The sequence below is a fragment of the Actinosynnema sp. NPDC091369 genome (genome assembly GCF_044757065.1).
In the GTDB taxonomy this organism is placed as follows: Bacteria; Actinomycetota; Actinomycetes; order Mycobacteriales; family Pseudonocardiaceae; genus Actinosynnema.
The window spans coordinates 42,839-68,733 of the sequence record NZ_JBIVUG010000018.1 but is presented as its reverse complement, the minus strand read 5'-3'; the positions used below and the strand labels follow the sequence as shown (position 1 = coordinate 68,733).

Here is a 25,895-nt window from a genome sequence, read left to right as displayed (position 1 = left end):
ACGCCACGACGGTAGGAACCGGCGGCATCGGCAGGCGTCGGCCCGAGGTAGCACGGAGCGGTACTACCTGGGGAGGATCTTCACGTGGAACACGTAGTGGTGGTCAACCCGGACGGCACGCCCATCGGCACGGCGACGCGCGCACGGATGCGCGCGGAGGGCCTGTGGCACCTCTGCGCGGTGATCGTCGTGCGGTCCCTGGACGGGACGCGCCTGTACGTGCACCGGCGCACCGACACCAAGGACGTGTACCCCGGGCTGTACGACCCGACGTGCGGTGGGGTGGTTTCGGCGGGTGAGACGCCCGACGAGTGCGCGGTGCGGGAGCTGGCCGAGGAGCTGGGGGTCGTGGCGGCCCCGGAGTTCCGGTTCAGCACCCCGTTCGTGGACGGAACCATCCGGTACGTCGCCCACGTTTACGAGGTGCGCAGCGACGGGCCGTTCACCCACCAGCCGGAGGAAGTGGCGTGGGGTGGCTGGCTGGGCGTGGACGAGGTGCGGGTGTTGGCGGAAGACCCCGGGTGGCCGGTCGTGCCGGACGGCCGGGTCCTGATCCGGGAGTGGTTGCGATGGGCATGATGTTCGCGATGTCGATCCCCGGCCTGGCCGTGCTGCTGGTCGGCCTCGCGACCGGTGAGCGGGTGCTGCGGTGGGTGCGCCGACGCAAGGGTCATCACCCGGTGGTGTCGGCCACCGCCTTCGACGAGTTCACCACCGTGTTCCAGGGCGGCAAGCACATCGAGCTGCGGCAGCGCGAGGTGACGCGGATGCTCGGCGAAGACGAGGAGTCCGGCGCGCCGCCGTACGGGCCCGTGGACCTCGACTCCGGCGCCGTCCGGCTCACTCCCAAGCCAGCGACGCCCGAGTAGCCCAGTACCGCTCGGCGGGCTCGGCGCAGTCCGCGAGCTCGTCGGGGTCCAGGTCCACGTCCCGTGCCCGCAGGTTGGCGTGCAGCTGGTCCGGGCTCGCGGCGCCGGAGAGGACCACGTCGGCCCACGGCTGCGCCCGCACCGCGGCCAACGCGATGGCGTCCGGGCCGACGTCGTGCTTGTCGGCCAGCTCGCGCACGCGCGGCGGCGGGTCGACCGCCAGCCTGCCGTTGGCCAGTCCCTCCTTGACGAACACCTCCGCGCCGGACTCCCTCGCGAACGCCAACGCCGGTCCCACCGACGTCTCCAGGACGTTCCAGGTCGACTGGACGCTGTCGAACAGCCGCCGCCCCTCGACGGTGAGCTCCAAGGCCCGCCGCACCGTCTCGCCCTGGTGCGGGCCGGACGTGGAGAAACCGAGGCGCACCCCCGAGTCCCGCAGCCCGCCCAGGGCGAGGAGCAGGTCCGGGTCGCCGAACAGCGGGCTGTCCGACGTCAGCGAGTGCACGTTGTAGAGGCCGACGTGCGCCCCGAGCAGGTCCTCGGTCTCCCGCCACTGCCGGGTGAACCGCTCGACCGAGTGCTCCTTGACCTCGTGGGTGTCCACGTCGCGCCGCCAGTCGGCGACGTAGGCGTAGCCCCACTTGCTGGACACCTGGACGTCCTGGTGGCCGCGGGCGGCCAGCCACTGCGCCAGGAACTCCTCCGCCCGGCCGTAGGACCGGGCCGCGTCCACCCTCCGCACCCCCGCCGCGTAGGCCGCGTCCAGGACGGCGTGGCACTGCGCGCGCATGGCGTCCACGTCCCGGTGTTCGGGCAACGCGTGCTCACGGCCGAGGTTGATGTAGGCGGGCCGACCGAGCGCGGCCAGGCCAAGGGCGAAGTCGGACACGCCCGCCACCGTAACCGCCACCCCCGCCGGACGCCCGCCTACCGCCCGTGCGGCCTGGGTCAGGCGTCGCGGCGGAGGAGGGTCAGGGCACCCGCGCCCAGGGCGAGCACCGCGTAGGCGACCATCACCAGTCCGGCTTGGACCGGCGACAGGGGCGCGCCCGACATCTCGCCGGACAGCTGCGGGGCGAGGGACGGCGGCATCACCGAGTACAGCCGGCCGTTCCAGGGTTCGGGCAGGATCAGGGTGAGCGGGGGCAGGACGAACAGCAGGGCGCACAGGGTGACCACCGTGCCCGCGGTGGAGCGGAGCACGAAGCCCAGGCCCAGGCCGAGCAGAGCCATGAGGACCAGCGACGCGGTGTTCGCCAGGAGGGTCGGCACGGCGTCGCCGAACGCGGCGTAGGCCGAGATCGGTTCCGGACGGTCGCCGGTGATCAGCTCGCCCGTCCCGGACGCGACGAAGGTGGTCGTCAGGCCGATCAGCAGGGACGCGCCGGCCACCACGACGGTCTTGGCCAGCAGGTAAGCCTTGCGCTGCGGCACCGAGACCAGGGCTGTCCTGATCATGCCGCTGCCGTACTCGGTGGTGATCGCCATCGCGCCCAGCACGCCGAGGCAGAACTGGGTGAACGGGACCACCATCGCGCTCGGGTCGGCGGACCCGAACTTCTGCTGCAAGTCCGGCGGCGAGGTGTCCCAGTCGGCCGTCATCAGGTACGACACGAGCGCGCCGCCGAGCAGGCACGCCGTGATGGCCAGGAGGATGTAGGTGGTCGAGCGGACGGAGCGGAGCTTCAGCCACTCCGAGCTCAGGACGTCGGTCATCGGGGGTCTCCTTGGGTGCTACGCGCTGCTGTCGGTGAGGTAGGTGTTCGCCGGGCGCGGGGTCGGGTCGGTGGGTTCGGGGCGTTCAGACCCAGGAACAGCGGGGCTGCTGCTTGGACGCGGGTTGCTGCGGCGGCGAGGGCATGGGTGCCGCTCGGGGCTCAGGTCGGCGATGTCCGGCGCGGACAGGCCCGTGCTCGGCACGGTGTGGGCGGGCGGAGTCGCGGACCGTTGCGGGGGACGACCGCCCAGGCAGGCAGCCTTGGCAGACGCGCCCGGCGAAGGCAGCCCGGCCGAACACGAGAAGTCCGCAGGTTGAGCCGGCGCGGAGCCGACGGTGATCACCCGGGCAGCCACCGGAGCAGCCCGGGTGAACGGGCATACCGGTACGGCGGTGGCCCCGGCGGACGTCAACCAGGCGGCGGAGGACGCTCCGGGAGGTCGGGTGGGGGAAGGCCGGCGCAGGACCGGCCCGGTGCCGGCGGGCACCCGAGTGCCCCACGAAGGCAAGCCCGACAGGACCGCTGTCATCGGGTGATCACCCCGCCCGGCGGCAAGCAGGCCGCGAGGAGAAGTCGGGCAGGTGACGACCGCGGAGCCCGGCGCACGACCGGCGCGCTGTGGGCGGGCACGTGAAGGCCCCGCGAAGGCAGGCGCGGCAGGACGGCACCACCCGGCGGACCGCACGCAGGCCGTAGAGGAGACGCCCACGAGAGGTCGGGTGGGTGACGACTGGGAGGCCCAGGGCAGGGGTGGTGGGACGGTGGTCGACGGGTGACCGCCCCGGCGGACCGCGGAGGACGCGCCTGGCGAAGTCGGGCGGGTGAAGCCTGAGGGACCGGTGCAGGGCCGGTGCGGGGGGGGGCGGGAGCCTGAGTGCCCGGCGAGGGTAGGCGCGGCAGGGCGGTGGTCATGGGTGGCCGGTCGTGGGTGACCAGGTCGGACACGCCGTGGGTGGCTTTCGGGGATGTGTGGCGTCGGGATGGCGAGGGAGGGTCTTCCAGGTGCGGGGTCGGCGCGGCGACGGGGTCGGTGCGGGTGGGCGCTGAGGTGGCCGGAGGGTGAGGTGGGAGGGCGGTCATCCCGTGGTCTCCTTGGAGCGGTACTCCACGCTGTCCTCGGTCAGTTCGAGGTAGGCGTCCTCCAGGGACGCGCTGCGCGGGGTCAGTTCGTGGATCGGGACGCGGTGGTGGGCGGCCAGGGTGGCGATCTCCGGGGCGTCCAGGCCCTGGACCAGCAGCGCTCCCGCCTCGGTGCGGGTCGTGGCGCCGGCGGTGGCCAGGAGTGGGAGCAGGGTGTCCGGGGTGGGGGTGCGCACGAGCACGTCCCGCTTGAACTTCTCCTGGAGGTCCTCCATGGACGCCTCCAGGATCAGCCTGCCCCGACCGATCACGATCACCCGGTCGGCGGTCAGGGCCATCTCGCTCATCAGGTGGCTGGACACGAGCACCGTGCGGCCCTCGCGGGCCAGGCCGCGCATCAGGTGCCGGATCCAGCGGATGCCCTCGGGGTCCAGGCCGTTCACCGGCTCGTCGAACAGCAGCACGCCCGGGTCGCCGAGCAGGGCCGCCGCCACGCCGAGGCGCTGCTTCATGCCCAGCGACAGCGAGCCCACCCGTCTCTTCGCCACCCCGGCCAGGCCGACCTGCTCCAGGGTCGCGACGACCCGGCTGTCCTTGATGCCGTTGCTGCGGGCCAGCACGCGCAGGTGGTCGTAGGCCGACCGGCCGCCGTGCACCGCGCCCGCGTCGAGCAGCGCGCCGACCTCGTGCATCGGTCTGCGCATCCCGGCGTACCGGCGGCCGTCGACCAGCGCCTCGCCACTGGTCGGGCGGTCCAGGCCGAGGATCGCCCGCATGGTGGTGGACTTGCCGGCGCCGTTGGGCCCCAGGAAACCCGCCACGTAACCGGGCTTCACCTCGAACGAGAGCCCGTCCACGGCCCTCGTGGCGCGGTAGCGCTTGGTCAGTTGCCTCACTTCGATCATGGGGAGGAGCTTGCCGGGGCGGGGCTCGGGGCGGATCGGACCAAGGTCTGCGATTTCGGGTCGGACCGTGGTCCGACGTCACGCACCGCCACGCCGATTACCGTGCCCCCGTGACGTCGCGAGTCCTGCGGATGCTGCCGAACGCCCCCCTGTACGCGCTGGACACGGCCATCGCCGTCGCCCTGGTCGTGGTCTACCTGGACTTCGCCCGGATGAGCGGCGCGCCGGCGTGGCTGGGCTACCCGGTGGCGCTGCTCGTGGGCGCGCCGCTGGCGCTGCGCCGCAAGCGGCCGGTCCTCACCCTGGGCATCGTGCTGGTGGCGCAGAACGTCGCCACGCTCGCCCACATCACGCTGGAGCCCTACAGCGCGACCGCGTTCGCGATGTACATGGTGGCCACCACCTGCGCGCAGCGGGTGGCGGTGGGCTCGCTGGTCACCGCGCTCGGCGTGTCGTCGGCGACGGTGCTCGTCAGCGAGCCGTGGCCGGACTCCTTCGGGCTGTCCGTCTTCCTCACGGTGATCGTGTGCGCCGCCTGGGCGCTGGGCCGCACCACCCGCATCCGCCGCTCCTACCACGCCCGCCAGGCCGCCGAGGCGTCGTCCAAGGCCGTCGCCGAGGAGCGCCTGCGGATCGCCCGCGAGCTGCACGACGTGGTCGCGCACAGCCTGAGCCTGATCACGGTCAAGGCCGGTGTCGCCGCGCACGTGGCCTCGGCGCAGCCCGAGCAGGCCAAGGAGGCGCTGGAGGTCATCGAGCAGGCGTCCCGCGGCACCCTGGTCGAGATGCGGCGGCTGCTGGGCGTGCTGCGCTCGGAGGACGCGCGGGTCGAGCTCGCCCCCATGCCCGGCATGGACGACCTGCCCGACCTGGTGACCCGGGCGTCGCTGGCCGGCGTGGAGGTGTCGTTGACGGTCACCGGGTCGCTGCCCGACGCGCTGGGGCTCACCGTGTACCGCCTCGTGCAGGAGTCGGTGACCAACGTGGTCAAGCACGCGGCGCCGGCCCGCTGCGAGGTGTCGATCGCCGTCGGGGACGATTCGGTGCGGGTCCACGTGGTCGACGACGGACCGGGGGAACGGGTGTTGGCCGGTGGCGGCGGAGGGCACGGGTTGATCGGGATGAGGGAACGGGTGGCGGTCTACGGCGGCACGTTCTGGGCCGGTCCGCTGGCCGACGGCGGGTTCGCGGTGCGCGCCGAGGTGCCGCTGTCGTGATCGACGTGGTGATCGTGGACGACCAGGCGCTGCTGCGCGGCAGCTTCCGGGTGCTCGTGGACTCCGCCCCCGACCTGCGGGTCGTCGGCGAGGCCGGCGACGGTGCCGAGGCGGTGTCCGTGGTGCGCTCGACGTCCCCGGACGTGGTGCTGATGGACGTGCGGATGCCCGGTGTGGACGGCATCGCGGCCACCCGCGAGATCGGCTCGTTCAGCGCCGCCCGGGTGCTGATCCTGACCACGTTCGACCTGGACGAGTACGTCTACTCGGCGCTGCGGGCCGGCGCGAGCGGGTTCCTGCTCAAGGACACTCCCCCGACCGACCTGCTGGCCGCGATCCGCGTGGTGGCCGCCGGCGACGCCCTGCTGTCACCCTCCGTGACCCGCCGCCTGGTCGCCGAGTTCTCCCGCACCCCTCCGCCTCGCTCGATCCGCCTGGAGGGCGTCACGGAACGTGAGCAGGAGGTGTTGTTGTTGATCGCCCGAGGGTTTTCCAACGCCGAGATCATGGACGAGCTGCACCTGTCCGCCGGCACGGTGAAGACCCACATCGGCCGGCTGCTGCACAAGCTCCAGGCCCGCGACCGGGCCCAGCTGGTGATCGCCGCCTACGAATCCGGCCTGGTCACCGCCCGCGCCTGACACCCCCGCAACGCGGAAGACCCGCCCGGCGCGTCGTCCGGGCGGGTCCTCCAGGCGGGTTGTGGCAGGCAGTGCGGTGTTACAGGTACTGACCGGTGTTCGTGGCCGTGTCGATCGCCCGACCCGACTCCTGGTTCTTGCCGGTCACCAGCGTGCGGATGTAGACGATCCGCTCGCCCTTCTTGCCCGAGATCCTGGCCCAGTCGTCCGGGTTGGTCGTGTTGGGCAGGTCCTCGTTCTCGGCGAACTCGTCCACGATCGCGTCCAGCAGGTGGCGCACCGACAAGCCCGGCTGCTTGGTGTCCAGCAGGCTCTTGATGGCCGCCTTCTTCGCGCGGTCGACGATGTTCTGGATCATCGCGCCGGAGTTGAAGTCCCGGAAGTACAGGACCTCCTTGTCACCGTTGGCGTAGGTGACCTCCAGGAAGCGGTTCTCCTCGGACTCCTCGTACATCCGCTCGACCGTGTGCTGCACCATGCCGTCGATGCAGGCCACCGGGTCGCCGCCGAACTCGGCCAGGTCGTCGGCGTGGATCGGCAGGTCGGGCGTCAGGTACTTGTTGAAGATGTCCTTCGCGCCCTCGGCGTCCGGACGCTCGATCTTGATCTTCACGTCGAGCCGGCCGGGCCGCAGGATCGCCGGGTCGATCATGTCCTCCCGGTTGGAGGCGCCGATCACGATCACGTTCTCCAGGCCCTCGACGCCGTCGATCTCGCTGAGGAGCTGGGGCACGATCGTGGTCTCGACGTCGGAGGACACGCCGCTGCCGCGGGTGCGGAAGATCGAGTCCATCTCGTCGAAGAACACGATCACCGGGGTGCCCTCGGAAGCCTTCTCGCGGGCCCGCTGGAAGATCAACCGGATGTGCCGCTCGGTCTCGCCCACGAACTTGTTGAGCAGCTCGGGGCCCTTGATGTTGAGGAAGTAGCTCTTGGCCTCGCGGTGGTCCTCGCCGCGCGCGGCGTGGACCTGCTTGGCCAGCGAGTTCGCCACCGCTTTCGCGATGAGCGTCTTCCCGCAGCCGGGAGGGCCGTACAGCAGCACGCCCTTGGGCGGGCGCAGCTTGTACTCGCGGAACAGGTCGGCGTGCAGGAACGGCAGCTCCACGGCGTCGCGGATCTGCTCGATCTGGCGGTAGAGGCCACCGATGTCCTCGTACCGGACGTCGGGCACCTCCTCCAGCACCAGGTCCTCGACCTCGGCCTTCGGCACGCGCTCGTAGGCGAAGCCCGCCTTCGAGTCGACCAGCAGCGAGTCGCCCGCCTTGAGCGGCGAGTCCATCAGCGGCTGGGCGAGCCAGACGACCCGCTCCTCGTCGGCGTGGCCCACGACCAGGGCGCGGCCGATCGAGCTGTCGGCCGTCTCCGAGGCCAGCACCTCACGCAGCGTGCAGACCTCGCCGGTGCGCTCGAAGTCGCCGCCCTCGACCACGGTCAACGCCTCGTTCAGGCGCACCGACTGGCCCAGGACCAGCGACGACGTCTCCACCGCCGGCGAAACCGAGACCCGCATGCGGCGGCCGGAGGTGAACACGTCCACCGTGCCGTCGTCGAACCGGGCCAGGAACACGCCGTAGCCGCTGGGCGGCTGCGCGAGGCGGTCCACTTCCTCGCGCAGCGCGAGCAGCTGGCTCCGCGCTTCTCGAAGGGTGTCGATGAGCTTCGTGTTGCGCTCGGTCAGTTGGCTGACGCGCTCCGTCGCCTCCGCCAACCGCTGCTCCAGCAGGCGGACGTGTCGTGGGGATTCCGTCAACTTGCGGCGCAGCAACGCGATCTCGTCCTCCAGGAACCTGATCTGCGCTGTCAGCTCACCAGAGTTGTTGCCCTTGTTCAGCTCGCCACCCTCATCGGGCTGGCTGCCGGGATGACCGTGCTGCATGTCGGCACCCTCCTCCCGTGTTCGTACGACAACGGTACCGGCGATCACCGACAAAAGCCGCCACCCAGCGGGTTCCCGGGCGTCGTGTGATCACACAAACCGCCCGCTCGGCCGGATCAACTGCTCCATACCGGTGTCTGCCGGAACCTCCTACCCGCTACCGTGCGTCCCATAACGAGTCCCACGCGCGTAGTCCGGGCAGTGTCCACTGCCACCAGCGGAAAGTTCTAGGAGAACGTGATGTCCGTCCCGCCGCAGCAGCCGGGTCCCTACGGTCAGCAGCCGGGTCAATTTGGCCAGCAACCAGGCCAATTCGGCCAGCAGCCGGGATACGGCCAGCAGCCCGGCGGGTACCCCCCGCCACCTCAGGGCTTCCCACAGGGTGGGCAGCAGCCGGGCTACGGCACGCCGCCCGGTGGCTACGGGCAGCCGCAGCAGCCCGGCCCCGGCCAGCAGCCCTACGGCCAGCCCGGCCAGTTCAACCAGCCCGGTTACGGCCAACCGGGTGGTTTCGGCGACCCCTACGGCGCGCCGCCGAAGAAGAGCCCCCTGCCCTGGATCCTGGGCGGGGTCGGCGCGCTGGTCGTGATCGGTGTCGTGGTCGTGCTCGTCATGACGATGGGCGGTGGCAGCAACGGCACCGCCAAGGACGCCGCCGACAGCTACGTCGCCGCGGTCAACTCCCGCGACTTCGACAAGCTCAAGACGCTGACCTGCACCGAGAAGCACGGCACGATCGACGACATCAAGAAGGCGACCGACCCGGGCGCCTTCGCCGCCGAGCTGGAGAAGCAGCTCGAGGACCTGCCGCCGGAGTTCAAGAAGCAGGTCGAGGAGGCCCAGGCCGCGGCGAAGGACATCAAGGTCAACCTGACCGTCGACAAGGTCGAGGAGACCAGCGACACGGCGGCCACGGCCACCGTCTCGGTGAAGTTCAGCGGCGTGCCCGACAGCATGAAGGAGTACGTCAAGGACGACACCGACACGCTGCCGTTCAAGAAGACCGACGACGGCTGGGTGGCCTGCCCGAACAGCTGATCGACTTCAGTCCCGGCGAACGGCCCCGCACCCGAGGTACGGGGCCGTTCTCGCTGGTCAGCCCTTGGACGGGCGGCGCTGCGGCCGGGGCGGCGTGACGCCGTCGGCCAGCCTGCGGGTGGTCAGCAGGAACGCGGTGTGCCCGATCATCCGGTGCTCCGGCCGCACGGCCAGGCCCACGACGTGCCACGGCCGCACGAGGGTCTCCCACGCGTGCGGCTCGGTCCAGTGCTGCTGCTCCCGGATGGCCTCGGTGACCTTCGACAGCTGCGTCGTGGTCGCCACGTACACCACCAGCACGCCGCCCGGGATGAGGCTGCGCGACACCGCCGGCAGCACGTCCCACGGCGCGAGCATGTCGAGCACGACCCGGTCGACCTCGCCCTCGTGCTCGGCCACGTCGCCCACGGTCAGCGACCAGTTGCCCGGCCGCTCGCCGAAGAACTGCTCGACGTTGCGGATGGCGTGGTCGGCGTGGTCCTGCCGCACCTCGTAGGACGTCACGCTGCCCTTCTCGCCCACCGCGCGCAGCAACGAGCAGGTCAGGGCACCCGACCCGGCGCCGGCCTCCAGCACCCGGGCGCCGGGGAACACGTCGCCGTACATGACGATCTGGGCCGCGTCCTTGGGGTAGATCACCTGGGCGCCGCGCGGCATCGACAGCACGTAGTCCGACAGCAGGGGCCGCAGCGCCAGGAACGACGTGCCGCCGACGGAGACGACCACGGACCCCTCGGGCTGCCCGATCAGCTTGTCGTGCGGCAACGCGCCGCGGTGCGTGTGGTACTCCTTGCCCGGTTCGAGCACGATCGTGTAGTGCCGTCCCTTCGGGTCGGTCAACTGCACCCGGTCTCCCGGCTGGAACGGACCACTGGCGGTGCTCACCGCGGCGAACCTCCTGCTTAAACGCGTGTCAACAGCGCACGATGGTCGCACGGGGGCCACGCACCGCCCGTAGCGGCCTACCCCGCGACCCGCGCCGGTCACTCGCCCCGGTCGCCGACCTCTTCCCTGGTCCGGCCGCCCTTCGCCAGCTCGGTCACGCTGTGGTACACCGGCCAGCCGACCAGCCAGATCCCGCCGACGAGCGTCATGGTCGCCATCTGCCCCCACAGCGCCTGCGTGCGCTCCGGCGTGCCCACCACGTACATCAGGAACAGCATCACCGAGCACGCGATGGCCCAGGCGATGGCGAACTTGCCCCACTCGCGCCACTCGTAGCGGATCTTCGCCATGCCGTGCTTCGGCGGCTTCACGGGCGGCGGTCCGCCGGCGAACCGGTGGGCGACGCGCTGGTCGGCCCACCGCAGCATGCTGTGCCCGAACGCCACGCTCACGCCGAGGTAGATCGCGGCGAGCCCGTGCACGCCGGTGGCCTCGCCACCGGACCTGAGGTCGAACACGGTCGCGACGAGCAGCACCACGTCGACCACCGGTGTGCAGACCAGCAGCACCGCGCCCAACCTGGGCTTCCGCAGCACGTACCGGACCAGCAGCCCCGCGCCCAGCACCACCCAGAACCCGATCTCGCACGCCACGATGAGGACGACCAACGGTTCAACCACGATCACCATGCTGCCGGTGGCGCGCTCCTCGCGCGTCGTCGGGCCGGCCGACCCCGGGTCATCAGTTCGTAGGACGCCACCGGTGCCGCCCTGTGCTGTGATGACGGAGTGGAGCTGCGCCCCAAACGCCGAGACGTGCTGGTCGCGGTGGCCTTCTTCACCGCGGGCCTGCTGATCCACCGGCTCGGCCTGGACCAGCTGATGGGCAGCCGGGACGGGCAGGCGCCCCTCGGCACGCGGATGGCGATCCTCGCGGTGGCGTGCGCCGGGCAGGCGTTCCGCCACCGGGCCCCGGTGGTAGCGGTGGCCGTGGTGGGGGCGGCCACGGCGGCCGACGTCTACCTCGGTCTCAGCGCGCCCATGATGATGGTGTGCATCGACGTGCTGTTCGTGGCCGCGCTGCACGGGCCGCGCAGGCTGCACCAGGTGCTCGTGGGCGTGGTGGCGGCGGTGACGGTCGGCATGACGGCGACCGCTGCGGCGGCGGTCGGCTGGCGGGAGTCCTTCTACACCGGGTTGCAGGTGTTCTCGCTGCTCGTGGTGCCCGTGTGGTGGGCGACGAACGTGCGCCGGCACCGGGAGGGCGCCGAACAGGTGGCCCGCATCGCCGAGCTGGACCGGCGGGCCGCGGTGAACGCCGAGCGCAACCGGATGGCCCGCGACCTGCACGACGTGGTGGCCGGGCACATGTCGGCGATCGCGATCCAGTCCGAGGCGGTGCTGTCCCTGCGCTCGGGCGACCCGGAGACCGCGCGCACGGTGCTCAAGTCGGTGCGCGAGAACAGCGTGCGGGCGCTGGCCGAGATGCGGACGATGATCGACGTGCTGCGGGCCGACGAGCCGGAGGACGAGCCGGTGGCGGTGCGGCTGGCGGACGTGGGCAGGCTGGTCGAGTCGGCCGCCGCGGCGGGGCTGGACGTGTCGTCGCGCGGCGCGGACCCGGGCGGGCTCCCGGTGGGCGTGGACGTCGCGGCGTACCGGATCGTGCAGGAGGCGTTGACCAACGCGGTGAAGCACGCGCCCGGGGCGCGCACGTCGGTGGTGCTCGAACGGCAGGTCAGGCGGTTGGTGGTGGTCGTGCGCAACGAGGTGGTCGACGGGGCGCGCGGCTCGGGGACGGGAACGGGGTTGGTGAGCATGGCCGAACGCGCCCACCTGGTCGGCGGGGTGTTCTCCGCGGGCCGCGACGGCGACGGCGACTGGGTCGTGCGGGCGGAGTTCCCGCTGTGATCCGGGTGGTGGTGGCCGACGACCACGCGGCGATCCGGGCCGGGCTGGTGATGATCCTCGGCGACGCGGACGGCGTCGAGGTGGTCGGCGAGGCGGCGGACGGCGCGGAGGCGGTGCGGCTGGCCAAGCGGCTTCGGCCGGACGTGGTGCTGATGGACATCCGGATGCCCGGGGTGGACGGCATCGAGGCGACCCGGCAGCTCAGCGGCGTGTGCGAGGTGCTGGTGCTGACCACGTTCGACCTGGACGAGTACGTGCGCGGCGCGCTGCGGGCGGGCGCGGCGGGGTTCCTGCTGAAGTCGGTGGAGTCGTCCGCGCTGGTGGAGGCGGTGCGGCAGGTCGCGGCCGGTGACGGTGTGCTGGCGCCGAGCGTGACGCGGCGGGTGATGCGGGAGTTCGCCTCGGCCGTGCCCCGGTGCCGCCCGGCCGGGTTGGACGCGCTGACCGACCGTGAGGTCGAGGTGCTGCACTGCCTGGGCGAGGGACTGTCGAATCACCAGATCGGGCGAAAGCTGCACATCGGTGAGACGACGGTGAAGACGCACGTGTCGCGGGTGCTGACGAAGCTGGACCTCCGGTCGCGGGTGCAGGCGGCGATCCTGGCCCAGGAGGCGGGGTTGCTCGGCGGCCCGGACGGACCGGTCAGCGGCGGTTCAGGGCGGCCTTGAGGTCTTCGCGGCGCAGCACGCCCGCGGGCCGTCCTTCGAGGTCGACGACCAGGTACTCCCAGGCGGCGGTGCCGTGCACGCGGTCCACCACCTCCGCGCCGGTCTCGTTCTCCAGCAGCACGGTCTCCGGCCGGATCGGCACGGCGGCCTGCTCGGCGGGCGCGTGCGGCGAGGTGCTGGCCAGGCGGCGCGCCAGCTCGCGGTCGAGCAGGCCGGCGGCGACGCCGTCGGCGCGGACCAGCACCACGCCCCGGCCGGCGGACGCGGTGAGCGCGCCGGACACCGGGCTCTCGGCGGGCAGCTGGAGCACGGGGCGGACCAGCTGGCCGAGCGTGAGGCCGTCGGGCCAGGTGCTGCGGCGCTCGGCGGTGAACTCGCCGCGCGCGCCCGCCAGCACGAACCAGGCGGTCAGCAGGCACACGCCGAAGCGCAGCCAGCGGTCCTCGGCGCCGTCGAGCACGCCCCAGACGGCCCACACGACGAGCAGCGCGGCCACCACGCCGCCGCCGACCACGGCGGCCTTCGTGCCCGCCGAGCGGCGGCCCGTGACGGCCCACACGCCCGCGCGCAGGATCCGGCCGCCGTCCAGCGGCAGGCCCGGGAGCAGGTTGAACACGGCGACGGCGGCGTTGGCGAACGCGGTCTGCGCGATCAGCAGCCACACCGCGTCGGGCTCGGGGATGGCGGAGGCGGCCAGCGCGAACGCGCCCGCCAGGACGATCGAGACGATCGGGCCGGCCGCGGCGATGGCCCCTTCGTGGCCGGGGCGGGTCGGGGTGCGCATCACCTCGGACACGCCGCCGAGCAGGAACAGGCGCAACCGGCGCACCGGCAGGCCCAGGCGCAGCGCGACCAGGCTGTGGCCGAGCTCGTGGGCCAGCACCGAGAGGCCGAGGAAGACCGCGAACGTGGCGGCGAGGAGCACGCCGGTGAGACCGCCCGCGCCGGGCGCGATGCGGCCGACCAGCGGCGCGTACAGCACCACGATGGCCGCCGAGCCCAGCCACCACGAGGGCGCGAGCAGCACGGGGATGCCGGCCGCGCGGAACAGCGGCAGCCCGCCGTCCCGGCCGACCTGCCGTCGCCAACTCCCCGTCGTCGCCACGTGCCGAGCCTAGGCGGCCGGGTGTATCAAGACTGTGTTGGATCAGGGTCGGACCGGGCGGGTTCGCCGATCGGGGCGGGTTCGCCGATCCGGGCGCGCAGGCCGTCGAGGATGAGGTCCAGGCCGAACCCGAGGGCCTCGTCCTCGCCGCTTTCGGCCGCCTCGGCCAGCGCGGCCTTCACCGCGGGGTAGCGCTCCCCCCGCTCGCGCACCACCTCGACCAGGATCGCGCCGAACTGCGTCCCGGTGTCGCCGCCCGGTGTCGTCGCCGCCTGCTGGGCGATGCCGCGCACGTGGCCGGCGAGCACGGCCAGCACGTCCATCCGCGCCGCGCCGCCCAGGCCGGTGCCGTCGAGCAGGGCCAAGGCGGCTTCCATCCACGCCAGCTCGTTCGGGCCGACCACGCGCGGACCCGTGGTGGCCTCCAGCACCCACGGGTGCCGCAGGAAGCCGGGCAGCAGTGCCAGCGCCCACGCGCGCAACCGGGCGCACCGGTCACCGCCGCCCAGGTCGGCGGGCGGCGTGCCCATCGCCAGGTCGGCCATGAGGGCGACCAGCTCGGCCTTGCCGGGCACGTAGCGGTACAGGGACATCTTCGTGAAGCCGAGCTCGGCGGCGACCCGCTGCATCGACACGGCGGCGAGCCCCTCGGCGTCGGCGACGGCGATGCCGGTGCGGGCGATCACCTCGTGCGTGAGCGCGGGCTTGGGGCCGCGACGGGGGCCGGGACGGTCGCCCCACAGCAGGTCGAGGCTGCCCGTCAGGTCCATCGCCACCTCCGGTGTTGCCGCCGCGAGAAAACTGTGTCTACCATACACAAATAGAATTGCTTCCGATGGACACAGTTTGGGGCGGACATGGCGGGCGAACGGGTGCTGGTCTCCGGCGCGAGCGTGGCGGGTCCCGCGCTGGCCTACTGGCTGGCGCGGCACGGCTTCGAGCCGACCGTGGTCGAGATCGCGCCGGCCCTGCGCGGCGGCGGGGCGGCGGTCGACTTCCGCGGCGAGACCCACCTCACCGTGCTGGAGCGGACTGGTGTGCTGGACCGGCTGCGCGAGGTGCAGACCGGAGGCAGCCCGATGACGTTCGTCGACGAGCGCGGCCGGACGCTGCTCCACCTGCCGGCGGACTTCGCGGGCGGCGACGTCGAGGTGCTGCGCGGAGACCTCGCACGGGTGCTCCACGAGCACGGGAAAGAACAGGTGGACTACGTCTTCGGCGACTCGATCGCCGCGCTGGACGAGACGCCCGACGGCGTCGACGTCACGTTCGCATCCGGCGCGCAGCGGACGTTCGACCTGGTCATCGGTGCGGACGGCATCCACTCGAAGGTGCGCGCCCTGGTCTTCGGGCCGGAGGAGGAGTTCGTCAGCCACCTCGGCTACTACGTCGCGACCTGGGCGTTGCCCGCCGGGTTCGACCGCGCGCCGGTGAGCCACAACGCGCCGGGCAGGCTCGTGTCCTTCGGCGGACGGGGCGCGTTCGTGGTCTTCAAGTCGCCGCTCCTGGCGTACGACCGGCGTGACGTGGCCGCCCAGCGACGGCTGCTGGTCGAGGCGTTCGACGGCATGGGGTGGGAGACGCCCCGCCTGCTGGCGACCTTGGAGCACACCGAGGAGCTGTACTTCGACTCGATCAGCCGGGTCGACGTCACCCCCTGGTCACGGGGCCGCGTCGCGCTGGTCGGCGACGCGGCGTGCGGCGCGACCATCGGCGGGATGGGCACGGGCACGGCCGTGGTCGGCGCGTACGTGCTCGCGGGCGAGCTGGCCGCGGCGGGCGGCGACCACCGGGCGGCGTTCCGGCGTTACGAGGACCGGATGCGCGACTACGCGCGGCGGTGCCAGAAGGGCGGGGACCGCACGGGCAGGTTCCTGGCGCCCGGCAGCGCGTTCGGCCTGCGTGCGCGCAACGGCCTGCTGGGCAACCGGTTCCTGCTCGCCCTGATGCTCAAGGCGGGCAAGGACATCACCAGCAAGATCGACTTGCCGGACTACGCCCCCGCCGCCGCGTAGCACCGCGCGGTTCGGACCCGATCTTGTCGGGGGGTTGGCCTAGGGTTGCGTCCCATGGCAGTGCCGACGATCACCGAGCGCCCTGTTCGCAGGCCAGCGCTGTCGCCCTCCCGCGCGGGCGACTTCAAGCAGTGCCCGCTGCTCTACCGCTTCCGCGCCGTCGACCGGCTGCCCGAGAAGCCGACCAGGGCGCAGGTGCGCGGCACGGTGGTGCACGCGGTGCTGGAGGACCTGTTCGGGCTGCCCGCCGCCGAGCGCGTGCCGGAGAAGGCGCGGGCGCTGGTCGGCCCGGCGTGGGAGCGGGTGCGGGCCGAGCGGCCGGAGTTCGCCGAGCTGTTCGCCGAGGGCGACCCCGAGCAGGAGCAGTGGCTGGCGTCGGCGGAGGAGCTGCTGGAGGGCTACTTCGGCCTGGAGGACCCGCGCCGGTTCGACCCGGACGCCCGGGAACTGCTGGTGGAGTGGGAGCTGCCGTCGGGCGTGCTGCTGCGCGGGTACGTCGACCGCGTGGACGTGGCGCCGACCGGCGAGATCCGGGTGGTCGACTACAAGACCGGGGCCGCGCCGCGCGAGGTCGGCGAGGCCAAGGCGCTGTTCCAGATGAAGTTCTACGCCCTGGTGCTGTGGCGGCTGCGCGGCGTGGTGCCGCGCCAGCTGCGGTTGATGTACCTGGCCGACCGGCAGGCGCTGGCCTACCAGCCGGACGAGGCGGAGCTGGCCCGGTTCGAGCGCACGCTGGAGGCGATCTGGGACGCGATCCTGCGCGCGGCGAAGTCCGGCGACTTCCGGCCGAACCCGAGCAGGCTGTGCGACTACTGCGACCACAAGGCGCTGTGCCCGGCGTTCGACGGCACGCCGCCGCCGTACCCGGGCTGGCCGGAGCCGGACGCCGGGGTGGAGACCCCGCTGGACCGGGCCGACTGACGGGGGTCTCGCGGGTGGACGCGTTCTACGAGCAGCTCGACGCCGACCGGTTCGCCGCGACCGGGCACACCACCGGGCCGTGGGGCAACGACAGCCAGCACCTCGGGCCGCCGTCGGCACTGCTGGTGCGGGCGCTGGAGCGGTGCGCGCCGCGGCCGGGCGCGGTGCTGTCGCGGGTGACGTTCGAGGTGCTCGGGCCGGTGCCGGTGGCGGAGCTGACCGTGACCGCGTCGGTGACGCGGCCGGGGCGTTCGGTCGAGCTGCTGACGGCGGAGCTGGCGCACGAGGGCCGTCCCGTGCTGCGGGCCGGCGCGTGGCGGATCGTGACCGCCGACACGACGGCGGTGGCGGCCGGCGCGGGCGGGCCGCTGGTCGGGCCGGCGCGGTGCGCGCCCATGGCCGTGCCGGAGCACTGGCGGGGCGGCTACCTCGCGGCCACGGAGTGGCGTTCGGTCGACGGCGGCATCTTCGCGCCCGGTGACGCGGTGGTGTGGGCGCGGGCGCGGGTGCGCGTGGTGGCCGGCGAGGAGCCGAGCGCCGCGCAACGGCTGTTCACCGTGGCCGACTCGGCCAGCGGCGTGTCCAGCCGGCTGGACATCCGCACCTGGTACGCGATCAACACCGACCTGACCGTGCACCTGCACCGCGAGCCGGTCGGCGAGTGGTTCGCCCTGGACGCGACGACCGTGATCGGGCCGTCCGGCGTCGGCGTGGCGAGCAGCGTGCTGCACGACGAGCACGGCCCCGTGGGGCGCAGCGCCCAGTCGCTGTTCGTGCGGGAGCGCTGACGGTCGCCGCCGGCGCGGGACGCGAGCACCATGGAGGGGTGAGGTTCGCCGACCGCTCCGACGCCGGCCGGGTGCTCGCCCGAGCGCTGGCCGGGCAGTCGTGGACCGACCCCCTGGTGCTCGGGCTGGCGCGCGGCGGCGTGCCGGTGGCGTTCGAGGTCGCCTCGGCGCTGGGCGGTGAGCTGGACGTGGCCGTGGCGCGCAAGATCGGCGCGCCGGGGCACCCCGAGTACGGCATCGGCGCGGTCACCGCGGACGGCGAGCCGATCTTCGACGGGGAGGCGCTGCGGATGCTCGGCCTGACCCCTCGGGACCTGGCGGGGACGTGCGAGGCCGAGCGGCGGGAGGCCCGGCGGCGGCTGGAGCTGTACCGCGACGGCCCGGTCCGGTTCGAAGGGCGGGACGTGCTGGTCGTGGACGACGGCCTGGCCACCGGCGTCACGGCCCGTGCCGCGCTGCGCGAAGCCCGCGGGCAGCGGCCACTCCGCCTGGTGCTGGCCGTGCCGGTGGGCGCGGCGGACGCGGTGCGGGCCCTCGGCGCGGACGCCGACCTGGTGGTCTGCCCGCACCCGCGGGTCGACTTCCGGGCCGTCGGCCGGTTCTACGCCCACTTCGAGCAGACGACGGACGAGCAGGTGGTCGACCTGCTGCGCCGCCGTCAGGGCGCGCGGTAGTGCTCGACGGTCGGGAACGGGTCGTAGAAGTGGTGCAGCAGCGCCTTCCACCGCGGGTACAGCGGCCCCTGCCGGAAGCCGACCGTGTGGTCCTCCAGCCGTTCCCACTCCACCAGCAGCAGGTAGCGGGACGGCTGCTCGACCGAGCGCCGCAGGTCCAGCGAGAGGAAGCCGGGCGAGCGCGCGATGACCTCGCGGGCCTGCCCGAACGCCCGCTCGAAGTCCGCCTCCAGGCCGGGGCGGACGTCGAGCGCGGCGACTTCCAGGATCACAGGTGCTTGTAGACGTCTTCGAGGGTCAGGCCGCGGCCGAGCATCAGCACCTGCACGCGGTACAGCAGCTGGGAGACCTCTTCGGCCAGGCGCTCGTCGGACTCGTGCTCCGCGGCGATCCAGACCTCGCCCGCCTCCTCCAGCACCTTCTTGCCCTGCGCATGCACCCCGGCCTCCAGAGCCGCGGCGGTGGCGGAGCCCTCAGGGCGGGTGCGTGCGCGTTCGCTCAGCTCGGCGAACAGCTCGTCGAAGGTCTTCACGGGGTCTGATCCTCCCATCCCCCGAACGGCCGCAGGAACCCAGGTCAGGCCCGGACCGGGCGGACGGCCCCCGCCGGCGCGGGCACGGCCGGCGCGGCAGAGCGGACCGGGACGGCGGTGCACTCGACCGACGGCGTCACCCCGCGGACGCTAGATCCCGTAGTGCGGGCTGGTGAACGGCCACACCTCGGCGATCCACCTCGGCACGAACGCGTCCAGCGCGCGCTCCAGGTCGGTGCCCACGCGGTCGTCCACGACCCACCACGAGATCTGCGCGTCGTCGGTGCGCTCGGGGTCCTCGACGGGGTCGATGTAGACGCACCCGTACAGCTCGGTCTCGTCGGCGTTGAAGAGGGCGTAGTTGAACGACTCGTGCGCGTCCTGCTCGCGTTCGTGCCGGGCGAGGTCGACGCGGTCGTGCTCGTGGGTCATGTCGGCGGGCGGCCAGCCCCACTTCTCGCCGTAGAGCGACCACAGCCGCTGCCGCGAGCCCATCACGGCGGGGTAGTCGACGTCCACATCGGACTCGCGGATGGGGCGCAGGTGGTGCCCGCCGTCGAGCGGCACGCGGGTCGGGTGGGCGAAGTCGGTGGGGAGCCACGGCATGGCGCGGATTCTGCGCGGGCCGGACCGGCGTCGCCACCGAAAAACCGGTGGCGCGACGTTCGCCACACCCAAGACACTGCCCCGGTGACCGATGGGCTGGTGCTGCGGACCGCGCGCCCGGAAGACCTGCCGCAGATCGGCGCGCTGCTGGCCGACCGCGGCGAACCGGCGGACGCGGTCGACCACCGCCTGGTCGTCGAGGACCCGGACGCGGGCTGGGAGGCGTGCGCGGTCGTCGTGGACGGCGACGAGGTCGTGTCCACCGCGACCCTGCTGGACGAGACGCTGGTGCTCGACGGGGTGGGGATCCCGGCGAGCCAGGTGGAGCTGGTCGCCACCGACCGCGCCTACGAGGGCCGCGGGCTGGTGCGCGCGCTCATGGACTGGGCGCACCGGCGTTCGGCGGCACGGGGGCAGCTGGTGAACGTGATGCTGGGCATCCCGTACTTCTACCGCCAGTTCGGCTACACGTACGCGATCCCGATCTCGGCCACCCGCCCGGTGACCGGTCGTCCCGACGGCGGTGGGCACGTGCTGCGCCGGGCGGGCGTCGAGGACATCCCGGCGATGACTCGGTTGCAGGACGCCGAGCAGGCGCGGGCCGACCTGAGGATGCCGCACTCCCCCGCCCTGTGGCGGTGGCTGGTGGCGCGGGACGGCAGCACGGAGTGGCTGGTGGAGCGGGACGGCGTGCCCGTCGCGACCGGTCGCACCACGCCGCCGGAGGAGGGTGTGCGGCTGTGCGAGGTGGCCGCGGTGGACGAGGCGGCGGCGCACGCGCTGCTCGCGCTGACCGGGGCCGAGGAGGTGACCGAGCGGCCGGGGTCGGTGGCGGGTGCGGCGCTGGACCCGTTCCTCGGGCCCGCGCCGGAGGAGGCGAACTCCTACTACGTGCGGATCGGTGACCCGGTGGCGTTGCTGGAGCACCTGCGGCCGGTGTTCGGGCGGCGGCTGGCGGAGGGTGGTTTCGGCGACGGGCAGGGCGAGGCGGTCGTCTCGTTCTACCGGTCGCACGTGCGGCTGCCGTTCGAGGCGGGCGAGGTGGGGCCGGTCGTCGCGGGCGGCCGGATGCAGTCCCCCGGCGCCGCGGGAGGCGCGGGCGTCGCACCGGACATGCTGGCGTCGCTCCTGTTCGGCCCGCACGGCATCAAGGGCCTGACCGCGCGGTTCCCGGACGTGTACCCGGGTCCGAACGCCGACCTGATGCACACCCTGTTCCCGCCGGTGCGCGGTGACCTGATGACGTTCTACATGCCGTAGGTGGCGAACTCGACGCCCATCGCGACGCCCGCGAGCACGAGCAGCGCGCCGGCGGCGGTGAGGGCGCGGCGGTAGCCGGTGGTGCCGAGGCGGCGGCGGCCGCGGGCGACGAGCAGGGCGATCACCACCTTGCCGCCGACCAGGGTCAGGTAGAAGCCGAGCAGGAAAGCCACGCCGGCGGGAGGTGAGGTGCGCCAGGTGGTGATGGTGAGGGGGCCGAGCGCGGTCGCCCACGCGATCCACGGGTGCGGGCTGAGCAGGTTCACCAGCACGGCTCGGCGCAGGGCGAGAGCCCCGGGATTGTCGGACCCCGTTGGTAGGGTTGAATCCAGGGTTCCCCTGGGCGGCGACCCCTGCGAAGCGTGGCGGTCGGGCGGTGGGGGCGGTCCGGTCAGGGAGGCGGAGCGGGCGTCGCGGACGGTGTGGATGCCGCTCCACACCACGAACACCGCGCCCACGACGCCGAGCACGCCCAGGGCACGGGCGGGCAGGCGGTCCAGCAGGAGCAGGGTCACCACGACCACGGCGGCGTCGGAGAGCAGGGGTGCGCAGGCGGTCAGGGCGCCCGACCGCCATCCCGAGCGCAGCGCCGACGTCACCACCAGCACCAACAGCGGGCCGGGGCTGATGCTCGCGGCCAGGCCGAGGGTCAGTCCCCACCCCAGTGCGTCCACGGCGGCAGACTAGGTCACGTGTCCGAGTTCGCCCGAGTCCTGGCCACCCTGCGGCAGATCCGCGGCCTCAGCCCCTTCTTCGCCCTCGACGTCGGCCGGCCCGACGAGAGCTGGCACGACGGCGCGGCCCTGTCCGACGGCCCCGCCCTGCCCGACGCCCTCGACCGGATCGCCGCCCGCTACCGCACCCGGGAACGGCGGGTCGCCGCGTCGCTGTTCTTCCTCGGCTACTCCGCGCGGGTGCTGAGCCCGGTCGTCGCCGCCCGCGCGGTCGGCGGGGTCGCGCCGGACGTCCGACCCGGCAACCTGTGGTGGCGCTACGCCCCGGACGGGCTCCAGGTCCGGCTGAAGGACCCGGTCGCGGGCGTCGGCATCGGCGAGTCGGTGGACCCCGTGGTGGAGGCCGTGCACGCGGTCACGCCGGTGGCGCGGGGCCTGCTGTGGGGCAACGCCGGGTCGAACGTGGCGGGCGCGCTGCGCACGGTCAGCCGCGGTGGCGTCGACTGCGCGGCGTTGGCGGACGAGCTGTTCGCCGAGCCGCCGCTCAAGGGCACCGGCGAGTTCATCCCGTTCCCCGGCGAGGTGGTGTTCCGGCGGCGCAGCTGCTGCCTCTACTACCGGCTCGACGGGGGCGGCACGTGCGGTGACTGCCCGCTGCCCCGGCGGTGACCGCGTGACGAGCACGACAACTCGTCTGGTCGGTTGTGCCGGCCGGCGATCGACATCTACGGTTCGCAGCGCCGCAGTGGACGGGAAGCCGGTGTGAATCCGGCGCGGTCCTCGCCACTGTGACCGGGGAGCCAACCCGCCGAGAACGTCACTGGTCGCGCGCAGCGGCTGGGAAGACGCGGGGACGGCGTCGATCCGGGAGTCAGGAGACCGGCTGCGGCACGAGTTGTTGTTGACCTTCCACGAGGTATGGAGGAGGCCGTCATGACGAGCCCCGCGCACCCCCTTTCCGTCCCCATCCCCAAGTGGGCCTACGCCGTCGCACTGGTCGCGTTGATCGTGACCTGGCTGGTCCTCCAGGAGAACGGCATCGCCCTCGGCCACGCCGCCGAGACCGTGCACGAGTTCTTCCACGACGGGCGCCACGCGCTCGGCGTCCCGTGCCACTAGGCGCGGCGACCATGTCGACGCACAAGGGCCTGACCTACAAGGGCCTGCTGGCGCGCGGTGTCGGCGCGGGCGCGGTGTCCGGGTTGCTCGCGGGCCTGGTCGGCGTGCTGGTGGTCGAAGCGCCGATCCGGGCGGCGCTGGCCGTCGAGCAGGCACGGCCCGCCGAGCCCGGCGGCGGTCACGAGCACGGCGAGGTGTTCAGCCGCGGCACGCAGGTGGTCGGCGGTGTGCTCGCCGCGGTGGTGGTGGGCATCGCCGTCGGCGCGTTGTTCGCCACCGCGTACGCGGGGTCCCGGCGCTGGTTCACGACCCGGGCGCCGTTCGTGCGGGCGGTGGCGCTGTCGGCGGCGGCCTTCGGCGCGGCGGCGGTGCTGCCCGCGGTGAAGTACCCGGCCAACCCGCCCGGGGTCGGCGCCGCGGACACGGTGGAGTACCGCACGGTGCTCTACCTCGGGCTGATCGCGGCCGGGTTGCTGGTCGCGGTCGGGGCGAGCTTCCTGGCCTCCCGGCTGGGCCACCTGTCGCCGCCGGTCCGGTCGACCGCGGTGGCGCTGGCCGCGGTGGCGGCGGTGGTCGTGCTGCTGGTCGCGTTCCCGGCCACGCCGGACGTCGTGCCGTCCGACGTGCCGGGTGGCGTGCTGTGGGAGTTCAGGCTGGCCTCGCTCGCGGAGACGGCCACGTTGTGGCTCGGGCTCGGCGTCGTGTTCGGCCTGCTGGTCGACCCGGCGACGCGGCGGGCGGAGGTGTCAGCGGTCTAGCAGCGGGGCGAGCGTCTCCCACCGCACTCCCACCAGGGACTCGCGGAACACGCGGCGCTCGCCCTGCTCCACCGGCACGTCGCACGGCACGACGAGCACCGTGCAGCCGGCCGCCACGGCGGACGCCACGCCGGTCGGCGAGTCCTCGACCGCGACGCAGCGGGTCGGGTCGACGCCGAGCAGCCGCGCGGCTTTGAGGTACGGGTCGGGCAGGGGCTTGTTGCGGCGGTCCACCTCGTCGCCGCACACCGTGACGTCGAACAGGTCGCGTCCGATGGTGTCCAGCGCGACCTCGGTCAGCTGCCGTTCGGTCGACGTCACCAGGGCCATCGGCACACCGGCGTCACGCACGGCGCGCAACGCGTCCCGGGCGCCCGGCCGCCACGGCAGCCCGGCGCGGAACAGCTCCTCGGTGCGCCTGCTGATCCACGCCGCGCCGTCGACGAGGTCGGAGTCGGTCGGCACGACGCCCGCTTCGGCGAACAGCAGCCCCACGGTTCGGGCCGTGCTCGACCCGACCATGGCCTGCCTGGTCGCGAGCGACAGCGTCCCGCCCAGCTTCTCCACGAACTCGTTGAGCGGGATGTCCCACAGCTTCTCGGAGTCCAGCAGCGTGCCGTCCATGTCCCACAGCACCGCGTCGACCGTCATATGCACCTTTCGAGTGATCATGGGCGTCCCAGGCGGGTCACCTGTTCGGCGTAATCATCCCGCAGTGGTGTGAACGGATCCCGACGACGTCACGCCCGGGCCGCGGCAGCCGTGCGGCACTGCCTCGAGTCGACCGGCCGAAGATCCCGCCGCACCGCCTTGGACTGGGGAAACACCCGGGAGGAGGCCGCCGGGCCGGGGCACCGCGCCCCTCGTGCCGCCGTCGGCGACGACGTGGTCGGCCGGTGCGCCGGGTGGGGGCGGCGTGACACGAACCGACATGCGCCAAGCCTACGGCGTCGGGTGCGCGGCGGTGGTCGTAGTCTGGCCGCGTGACCGATCCGGACCAGGCCGCCCAGACCCCCTTCGACCCCAGCGAACCGCTCAACAACCCGATCATGGTTGCCGCGTTCGAGGGGTGGAACGACGCAGGAGACGCCGCCAGCACGGCGATCGAGCACCTGCAGCTCACGTGGGACGCGACGCCGTTGGCGGAGATCGATCCGGACGACTACTACGACTTCCAGGTCACCCGGCCCACCGTCCGCCTCGTGGACGGTGTCACCCGGAGGGTGGAATTCCCGACGACCCGCCTGTCGGTGTGCCGCCCGCCCGGGTCGTCGACGGACGTGGTGCTCGTGCACGGGATCGAGCCGAACATGCGGTGGCGGAAGTTCGCCTCCGAGCTGCTGGGCCACATCGAGGACCTGGGCGTGACCACCGTGGTGACGCTCGGCGCGCTGCTGATGGACACGCCGCACACCCGGCCGGTGCCGGTGACGGGGACCGCGTACGACGAGGCGGCGGCGGCGAAGTACGGGTTGGAGCGGTCCCGGTACGAGGGGCCGACGGGGATCGTCGGCGTGTTCCAGGACCTGTGCGTGCAGGCGGGCGTGCCCGCGATCTCGTTCTGGGCGGCCGTGCCGCACTACGTCTCCCAGCCGCCCTCGCCGAAGGCGACGCTCGCGCTGCTGCACCGGGTGGAGGAGGTCCTGGACATCGAGGTGCCGCTCGGCGCGCTGCCCGAGCAGGCCGAGGAGTGGGAGCGCACGGTCAGCGAGATGGCCGACGAGGACGAGGACGTGCGCAACTACGTGCGGGCGCTGGAGGAGCGCGGCGACGCGGAGATCCAGATCACCGAGGCCAGCGGTGACGCCATCGCGGCCGAGTTCGAGCGCTACCTGCGCCGTCGCGGCCGGGGTCCGGGTCGGGGCCCGACGGGGATGTGACGCGGGCCCGGCCCGCACCACCGCGGTGAACGACGGCCGGGCGCGGGTGCCGCCGGTCACAGGTCCGCGAGCCGGCGATGTCCCGGGTGCGCGTGGGCCAGGAGGTCGGCGAGGGTCCCGCGCTGCGCCGGGCTCAGGCGCGGGACGGTCCGGTCGAAGTCGTCCTGGTCCTTCGGCCGGACGTGCTTGGCCTTGAACAGCAGGACCAGTTCGGGCGCCAGGTACGGGACGCCGTCGTCGGTGTGGCGGATGACGTCGCGGTAGGGCAGCCGGATCGTCTCGTCGTGCCGGCAGATCCAGGTGTCGCCGTCGTGCGGTTCGCGGAACACGTCGAGCAGGTAGTCGCCGGTGCCCGGGTCGCGCAGCCAGGTCTGGTGCGTGGCCGCCAGCGCCTCCGGCGTGGCGTCCTCCCAGATCCGGCCGCCGCCCACGGCGTCGAAGGCGTACCCGGTGAAGCGGGCGCGGAGCTCGGGGAAGCCGGCGGCCGGGATCGCGATCTCGATGTCCCCGTGCGGGCGCGTGCGAGCGCCGTGGAACAGGTCCAGCGCCCAGCCCGCGACCACGCACCAGGGCGTGGCCGGCCCGGCCAGTCGCGGTGCGACGGCGCTCGGGGTCCAGCAGGACGCCCACCTGGCGTCGAGGGCGGCGATCCCGGCGGGCGACAGCTCGACGCCGCCACCGGGCGGTTGCTCGGTCACCGGGAGAACCTATCGGCGGGCCGGTCGCGGATCACCGGGCGGCGAGGGGCGG

At 73.2% G+C, this 25,895-nt stretch carries 30 protein-coding genes and 1 riboswitch; of the genes, 16 read left to right on the top strand and 14 right to left on the bottom strand.

What is annotated here, in order from left to right:
• The first annotated feature begins 84 nt into the window (after nt 1–84).
• Nucleotides 85–579, top strand: coding sequence for an NUDIX hydrolase (locus tag ACIQMJ_RS37905; protein WP_499765842.1), 495 nt, complete (start codon nt 85–87; stop codon nt 577–579).
• A complete protein-coding gene (locus tag ACIQMJ_RS37900; protein WP_499765841.1) occupies nt 570–869 on the top strand; it encodes a DUF6191 domain-containing protein in 300 nt (99 codons plus the stop codon). The genes ACIQMJ_RS37905 and ACIQMJ_RS37900 overlap by 10 nt, the downstream gene beginning before the upstream one ends.
• On the opposite strand, the gene ACIQMJ_RS37895 is transcribed toward ACIQMJ_RS37900, so the two are convergent.
• The 3 genes from ACIQMJ_RS37895 to ACIQMJ_RS37885 form a co-directional block, all read right to left on the bottom strand.
• Nucleotides 841–1,761 carry an aldo/keto reductase gene (locus tag ACIQMJ_RS37895; RefSeq protein ID WP_499765840.1) on the bottom strand — a complete coding sequence of 307 codons (921 nt, stop codon included), beginning with the start codon at nt 1,759–1,761 and terminating at the stop codon, nt 841–843. The two genes, ACIQMJ_RS37900 and ACIQMJ_RS37895, sit on opposite strands and share 29 nt — an antisense overlap.
• Nucleotides 1,762–1,820: 59 nt before the next feature.
• Entirely contained in the window at nt 1,821–2,588 is a 768-nt protein-coding gene (locus ACIQMJ_RS37890; RefSeq protein ID WP_499765839.1) for an ABC transporter permease, read from the bottom strand.
• 1,078 nt (nt 2,589–3,666) lie between these two features.
• The gene (locus tag ACIQMJ_RS37885; RefSeq protein ID WP_499765838.1) at nt 3,667–4,575 is read right to left on the bottom strand and encodes an ABC transporter ATP-binding protein; all 909 of its coding nucleotides are present in this window, start codon (nt 4,573–4,575) and stop codon (nt 3,667–3,669) included.
• 110 nt (nt 4,576–4,685) lie between these two features.
• Here ACIQMJ_RS37885 and ACIQMJ_RS37880 point away from each other — a divergent pair, with 110 nt between their 5' ends.
• Nucleotides 4,686–5,792: a sensor histidine kinase gene (locus tag ACIQMJ_RS37880; protein WP_499765837.1), complete on the top strand. Its 1,107-nt coding sequence runs from the start codon at nt 4,686–4,688 to the stop codon at nt 5,790–5,792.
• Nucleotides 5,789–6,433 carry a response regulator gene (locus ACIQMJ_RS37875; protein WP_499765836.1) on the top strand — a complete coding sequence of 215 codons (645 nt, stop codon included), beginning with the start codon at nt 5,789–5,791 and terminating at the stop codon, nt 6,431–6,433. The genes ACIQMJ_RS37880 and ACIQMJ_RS37875 overlap by 4 nt, the downstream gene beginning before the upstream one ends.
• Before the next feature lie 79 nt (nt 6,434–6,512).
• On the opposite strand, the gene arc is transcribed toward ACIQMJ_RS37875, so the two are convergent.
• Nucleotides 6,513–8,312 carry a proteasome ATPase gene (gene arc, locus ACIQMJ_RS37870; RefSeq protein WP_141982916.1) on the bottom strand — a complete coding sequence of 600 codons (1,800 nt, stop codon included), beginning with the start codon at nt 8,310–8,312 and terminating at the stop codon, nt 6,513–6,515.
• 240 nt (nt 8,313–8,552) lie between these two features.
• Between arc and ACIQMJ_RS37865 the strand changes: the two genes are divergently transcribed.
• On the top strand, nt 8,553–9,350 hold the full coding sequence (locus ACIQMJ_RS37865) for an Rv0361 family membrane protein (protein ID WP_499765835.1): 798 nt from the start codon (nt 8,553–8,555) through the stop codon (nt 9,348–9,350).
• 57 nt (nt 9,351–9,407) lie between these two features.
• On the opposite strand, the gene ACIQMJ_RS37860 is transcribed toward ACIQMJ_RS37865, so the two are convergent.
• On the bottom strand, nt 9,408–10,235 hold the full coding sequence (locus ACIQMJ_RS37860; protein WP_499765834.1) for a tRNA (adenine-N1)-methyltransferase: 828 nt from the start codon (nt 10,233–10,235) through the stop codon (nt 9,408–9,410).
• Nucleotides 10,236–10,333: 98 nt separating this feature from the next.
• Nucleotides 10,334–10,924: a hypothetical protein gene (locus ACIQMJ_RS37855; RefSeq protein WP_499765833.1), complete on the bottom strand. Its 591-nt coding sequence runs from the start codon at nt 10,922–10,924 to the stop codon at nt 10,334–10,336.
• Between the two features lie 99 nt (nt 10,925–11,023).
• Between ACIQMJ_RS37855 and ACIQMJ_RS37850 the strand changes: the two genes are divergently transcribed.
• Nucleotides 11,024–12,145, top strand: coding sequence for a sensor histidine kinase (locus ACIQMJ_RS37850; RefSeq protein ID WP_499765832.1), 1,122 nt, complete (start codon nt 11,024–11,026; stop codon nt 12,143–12,145).
• A complete protein-coding gene (locus ACIQMJ_RS37845) occupies nt 12,142–12,813 on the top strand; it encodes a response regulator (RefSeq protein WP_499765831.1) in 672 nt (223 codons plus the stop codon). Before ACIQMJ_RS37850 ends, ACIQMJ_RS37845 begins: the two co-directional genes overlap by 4 nt.
• Here the strand turns inward: ACIQMJ_RS37845 and ACIQMJ_RS37840 are convergent.
• Nucleotides 12,788–13,918: a site-2 protease family protein gene (locus tag ACIQMJ_RS37840; protein ID WP_499765830.1), complete on the bottom strand. Its 1,131-nt coding sequence runs from the start codon at nt 13,916–13,918 to the stop codon at nt 12,788–12,790. The genes ACIQMJ_RS37845 and ACIQMJ_RS37840 overlap by 26 nt on opposite strands.
• Before the next feature lie 26 nt (nt 13,919–13,944).
• Nucleotides 13,945–14,688 (bottom strand): TetR/AcrR family transcriptional regulator, encoded by a 744-nt coding sequence (locus ACIQMJ_RS37835; protein ID WP_499765829.1) that lies wholly within the window; start codon nt 14,686–14,688, stop codon nt 13,945–13,947.
• An 87-nt stretch (nt 14,689–14,775) separates the two neighbouring features.
• On the opposite strand from ACIQMJ_RS37835, the gene ACIQMJ_RS37830 reads away from it, so the two are divergent.
• The 4 genes from ACIQMJ_RS37830 to ACIQMJ_RS37815 are packed head-to-tail and all read left to right on the top strand — an operon-like array spanning nt 14,776 to nt 18,316.
• Nucleotides 14,776–15,933, top strand: coding sequence for an FAD-dependent monooxygenase (locus tag ACIQMJ_RS37830; protein WP_499765828.1), 1,158 nt, complete (start codon nt 14,776–14,778; stop codon nt 15,931–15,933).
• A gap of 54 nt (nt 15,934–15,987) precedes the next feature.
• Nucleotides 15,988–16,854: a RecB family exonuclease gene (locus ACIQMJ_RS37825; protein ID WP_499765827.1), complete on the top strand. Its 867-nt coding sequence runs from the start codon at nt 15,988–15,990 to the stop codon at nt 16,852–16,854.
• 14 nt (nt 16,855–16,868) lie between these two features.
• Nucleotides 16,869–17,642: a thioesterase family protein gene (locus ACIQMJ_RS37820; protein ID WP_499765826.1), complete on the top strand. Its 774-nt coding sequence runs from the start codon at nt 16,869–16,871 to the stop codon at nt 17,640–17,642.
• A 38-nt stretch (nt 17,643–17,680) separates the two neighbouring features.
• Nucleotides 17,681–18,316: a phosphoribosyltransferase gene (locus tag ACIQMJ_RS37815; protein ID WP_499765825.1), complete on the top strand. Its 636-nt coding sequence runs from the start codon at nt 17,681–17,683 to the stop codon at nt 18,314–18,316.
• Here the strand turns inward: ACIQMJ_RS37815 and ACIQMJ_RS37810 are convergent.
• The 3 genes from ACIQMJ_RS37810 to ACIQMJ_RS37800 all read right to left on the bottom strand — a co-directional run bounded on the left by ACIQMJ_RS37810 (nt 18,301) and on the right by ACIQMJ_RS37800 (nt 19,454).
• Nucleotides 18,301–18,588: an antibiotic biosynthesis monooxygenase family protein gene (locus ACIQMJ_RS37810; RefSeq protein WP_499765824.1), complete on the bottom strand. Its 288-nt coding sequence runs from the start codon at nt 18,586–18,588 to the stop codon at nt 18,301–18,303. The two genes, ACIQMJ_RS37815 and ACIQMJ_RS37810, sit on opposite strands and share 16 nt — an antisense overlap.
• Entirely contained in the window at nt 18,585–18,848 is a 264-nt protein-coding gene (locus ACIQMJ_RS37805) for a phosphoribosyl-ATP diphosphatase (protein ID WP_033434999.1), read from the bottom strand. Before ACIQMJ_RS37805 ends, ACIQMJ_RS37810 begins: the two co-directional genes overlap by 4 nt.
• A 150-nt stretch (nt 18,849–18,998) precedes the next feature.
• Nucleotides 18,999–19,454, bottom strand: a complete 456-nt coding sequence (locus ACIQMJ_RS37800) for an N-acetyltransferase (protein ID WP_499765823.1) — start codon at nt 19,452–19,454, stop codon at nt 18,999–19,001.
• 84 nt (nt 19,455–19,538) lie between these two features.
• On the opposite strand from ACIQMJ_RS37800, the gene ACIQMJ_RS37795 reads away from it, so the two are divergent.
• Nucleotides 19,539–20,714: a GNAT family N-acetyltransferase gene (locus ACIQMJ_RS37795; protein ID WP_499765822.1), complete on the top strand. Its 1,176-nt coding sequence runs from the start codon at nt 19,539–19,541 to the stop codon at nt 20,712–20,714.
• Here the strand turns inward: ACIQMJ_RS37795 and ACIQMJ_RS37790 are convergent.
• Nucleotides 20,702–21,388, bottom strand: coding sequence for a LysE family translocator (locus ACIQMJ_RS37790; RefSeq protein WP_499765821.1), 687 nt, complete (start codon nt 21,386–21,388; stop codon nt 20,702–20,704). The two genes, ACIQMJ_RS37795 and ACIQMJ_RS37790, sit on opposite strands and share 13 nt — an antisense overlap.
• Before the next feature lie 18 nt (nt 21,389–21,406).
• On the opposite strand from ACIQMJ_RS37790, the gene ACIQMJ_RS37785 reads away from it, so the two are divergent.
• The 3 genes from ACIQMJ_RS37785 to ACIQMJ_RS37775 all read left to right on the top strand — a co-directional run bounded on the left by ACIQMJ_RS37785 (nt 21,407) and on the right by ACIQMJ_RS37775 (nt 23,265).
• The gene (locus ACIQMJ_RS37785) at nt 21,407–22,057 is read left to right on the top strand and encodes a (2Fe-2S)-binding protein (RefSeq protein WP_499765820.1); all 651 of its coding nucleotides are present in this window, start codon (nt 21,407–21,409) and stop codon (nt 22,055–22,057) included.
• A 49-nt stretch (nt 22,058–22,106) separates the two neighbouring features.
• A riboswitch (cobalamin riboswitch) is annotated at nt 22,107–22,290 on the top strand.
• Between the two features lie 31 nt (nt 22,291–22,321).
• Nucleotides 22,322–22,507, top strand: coding sequence for a CbtB domain-containing protein (locus tag ACIQMJ_RS37780; protein ID WP_499765819.1), 186 nt, complete (start codon nt 22,322–22,324; stop codon nt 22,505–22,507).
• Between the two features lie 11 nt (nt 22,508–22,518).
• Complete coding sequence (locus ACIQMJ_RS37775) at nt 22,519–23,265, top strand: CbtA family protein (RefSeq protein WP_499765818.1); 747 nt, start codon at nt 22,519–22,521, stop codon at nt 23,263–23,265.
• On the opposite strand, the gene ACIQMJ_RS37770 is transcribed toward ACIQMJ_RS37775, so the two are convergent.
• A complete protein-coding gene (locus ACIQMJ_RS37770) occupies nt 23,254–23,916 on the bottom strand; it encodes an HAD family hydrolase (RefSeq protein ID WP_499765817.1) in 663 nt (220 codons plus the stop codon). The two genes, ACIQMJ_RS37775 and ACIQMJ_RS37770, sit on opposite strands and share 12 nt — an antisense overlap.
• A 332-nt stretch (nt 23,917–24,248) precedes the next feature.
• On the opposite strand from ACIQMJ_RS37770, the gene ACIQMJ_RS37765 reads away from it, so the two are divergent.
• Nucleotides 24,249–25,145: a PAC2 family protein gene (locus ACIQMJ_RS37765; RefSeq protein WP_499765816.1), complete on the top strand. Its 897-nt coding sequence runs from the start codon at nt 24,249–24,251 to the stop codon at nt 25,143–25,145.
• Nucleotides 25,146–25,201: 56 nt separating this feature from the next.
• Here the strand turns inward: ACIQMJ_RS37765 and ACIQMJ_RS37760 are convergent, their stop codons facing one another.
• Nucleotides 25,202–25,843 (bottom strand): nucleotidyltransferase domain-containing protein, encoded by a 642-nt coding sequence (locus ACIQMJ_RS37760; protein WP_499765815.1) that lies wholly within the window; start codon nt 25,841–25,843, stop codon nt 25,202–25,204.
• Between the last annotated feature and the right edge of the window lie 52 nt (nt 25,844–25,895).

Bases quoted from the DNA above. Each gene is read 5' to 3' on its own strand.
- ACIQMJ_RS37900 (WP_499765841.1), top strand. From the start codon at position 570: ATGGGCATGATGTTCGCGATGTCGATCCCCGGCCTGGCCGTGCTGCTG.
- ACIQMJ_RS37890 (WP_499765839.1), bottom strand. From the start codon at position 2,588: ATGACCGACGTCCTGAGCTCGGAGTGGCTGAAGCTCCGCTCCGTCCGC.
- ACIQMJ_RS37885 (WP_499765838.1), bottom strand. From the start codon at position 4,575: ATGATCGAAGTGAGGCAACTGACCAAGCGCTACCGCGCCACGAGGGCC.
- arc (WP_141982916.1), bottom strand. From the start codon at position 8,312: ATGCAGCACGGTCATCCCGGCAGCCAGCCCGATGAGGGTGGCGAGCTG.
- ACIQMJ_RS37865 (WP_499765835.1), top strand. From the start codon at position 8,553: ATGTCCGTCCCGCCGCAGCAGCCGGGTCCCTACGGTCAGCAGCCGGGT.
- ACIQMJ_RS37855 (WP_499765833.1), bottom strand. From the start codon at position 10,924: ATGGTGATCGTGGTTGAACCGTTGGTCGTCCTCATCGTGGCGTGCGAG.
- ACIQMJ_RS37835 (WP_499765829.1), bottom strand. From the start codon at position 14,688: ATGGACCTGACGGGCAGCCTCGACCTGCTGTGGGGCGACCGTCCCGGC.
- ACIQMJ_RS37830 (WP_499765828.1), top strand. From the start codon at position 14,776: ATGGCGGGCGAACGGGTGCTGGTCTCCGGCGCGAGCGTGGCGGGTCCC.
- ACIQMJ_RS37825 (WP_499765827.1), top strand. From the start codon at position 15,988: ATGGCAGTGCCGACGATCACCGAGCGCCCTGTTCGCAGGCCAGCGCTG.
- ACIQMJ_RS37800 (WP_499765823.1), bottom strand. From the start codon at position 19,454: ATGCCGTGGCTCCCCACCGACTTCGCCCACCCGACCCGCGTGCCGCTC.
- ACIQMJ_RS37780 (WP_499765819.1), top strand. From the start codon at position 22,322: ATGACGAGCCCCGCGCACCCCCTTTCCGTCCCCATCCCCAAGTGGGCC.
- ACIQMJ_RS37775 (WP_499765818.1), top strand. From the start codon at position 22,519: ATGTCGACGCACAAGGGCCTGACCTACAAGGGCCTGCTGGCGCGCGGT.
- ACIQMJ_RS37770 (WP_499765817.1), bottom strand. From the start codon at position 23,916: ATGACGGTCGACGCGGTGCTGTGGGACATGGACGGCACGCTGCTGGAC.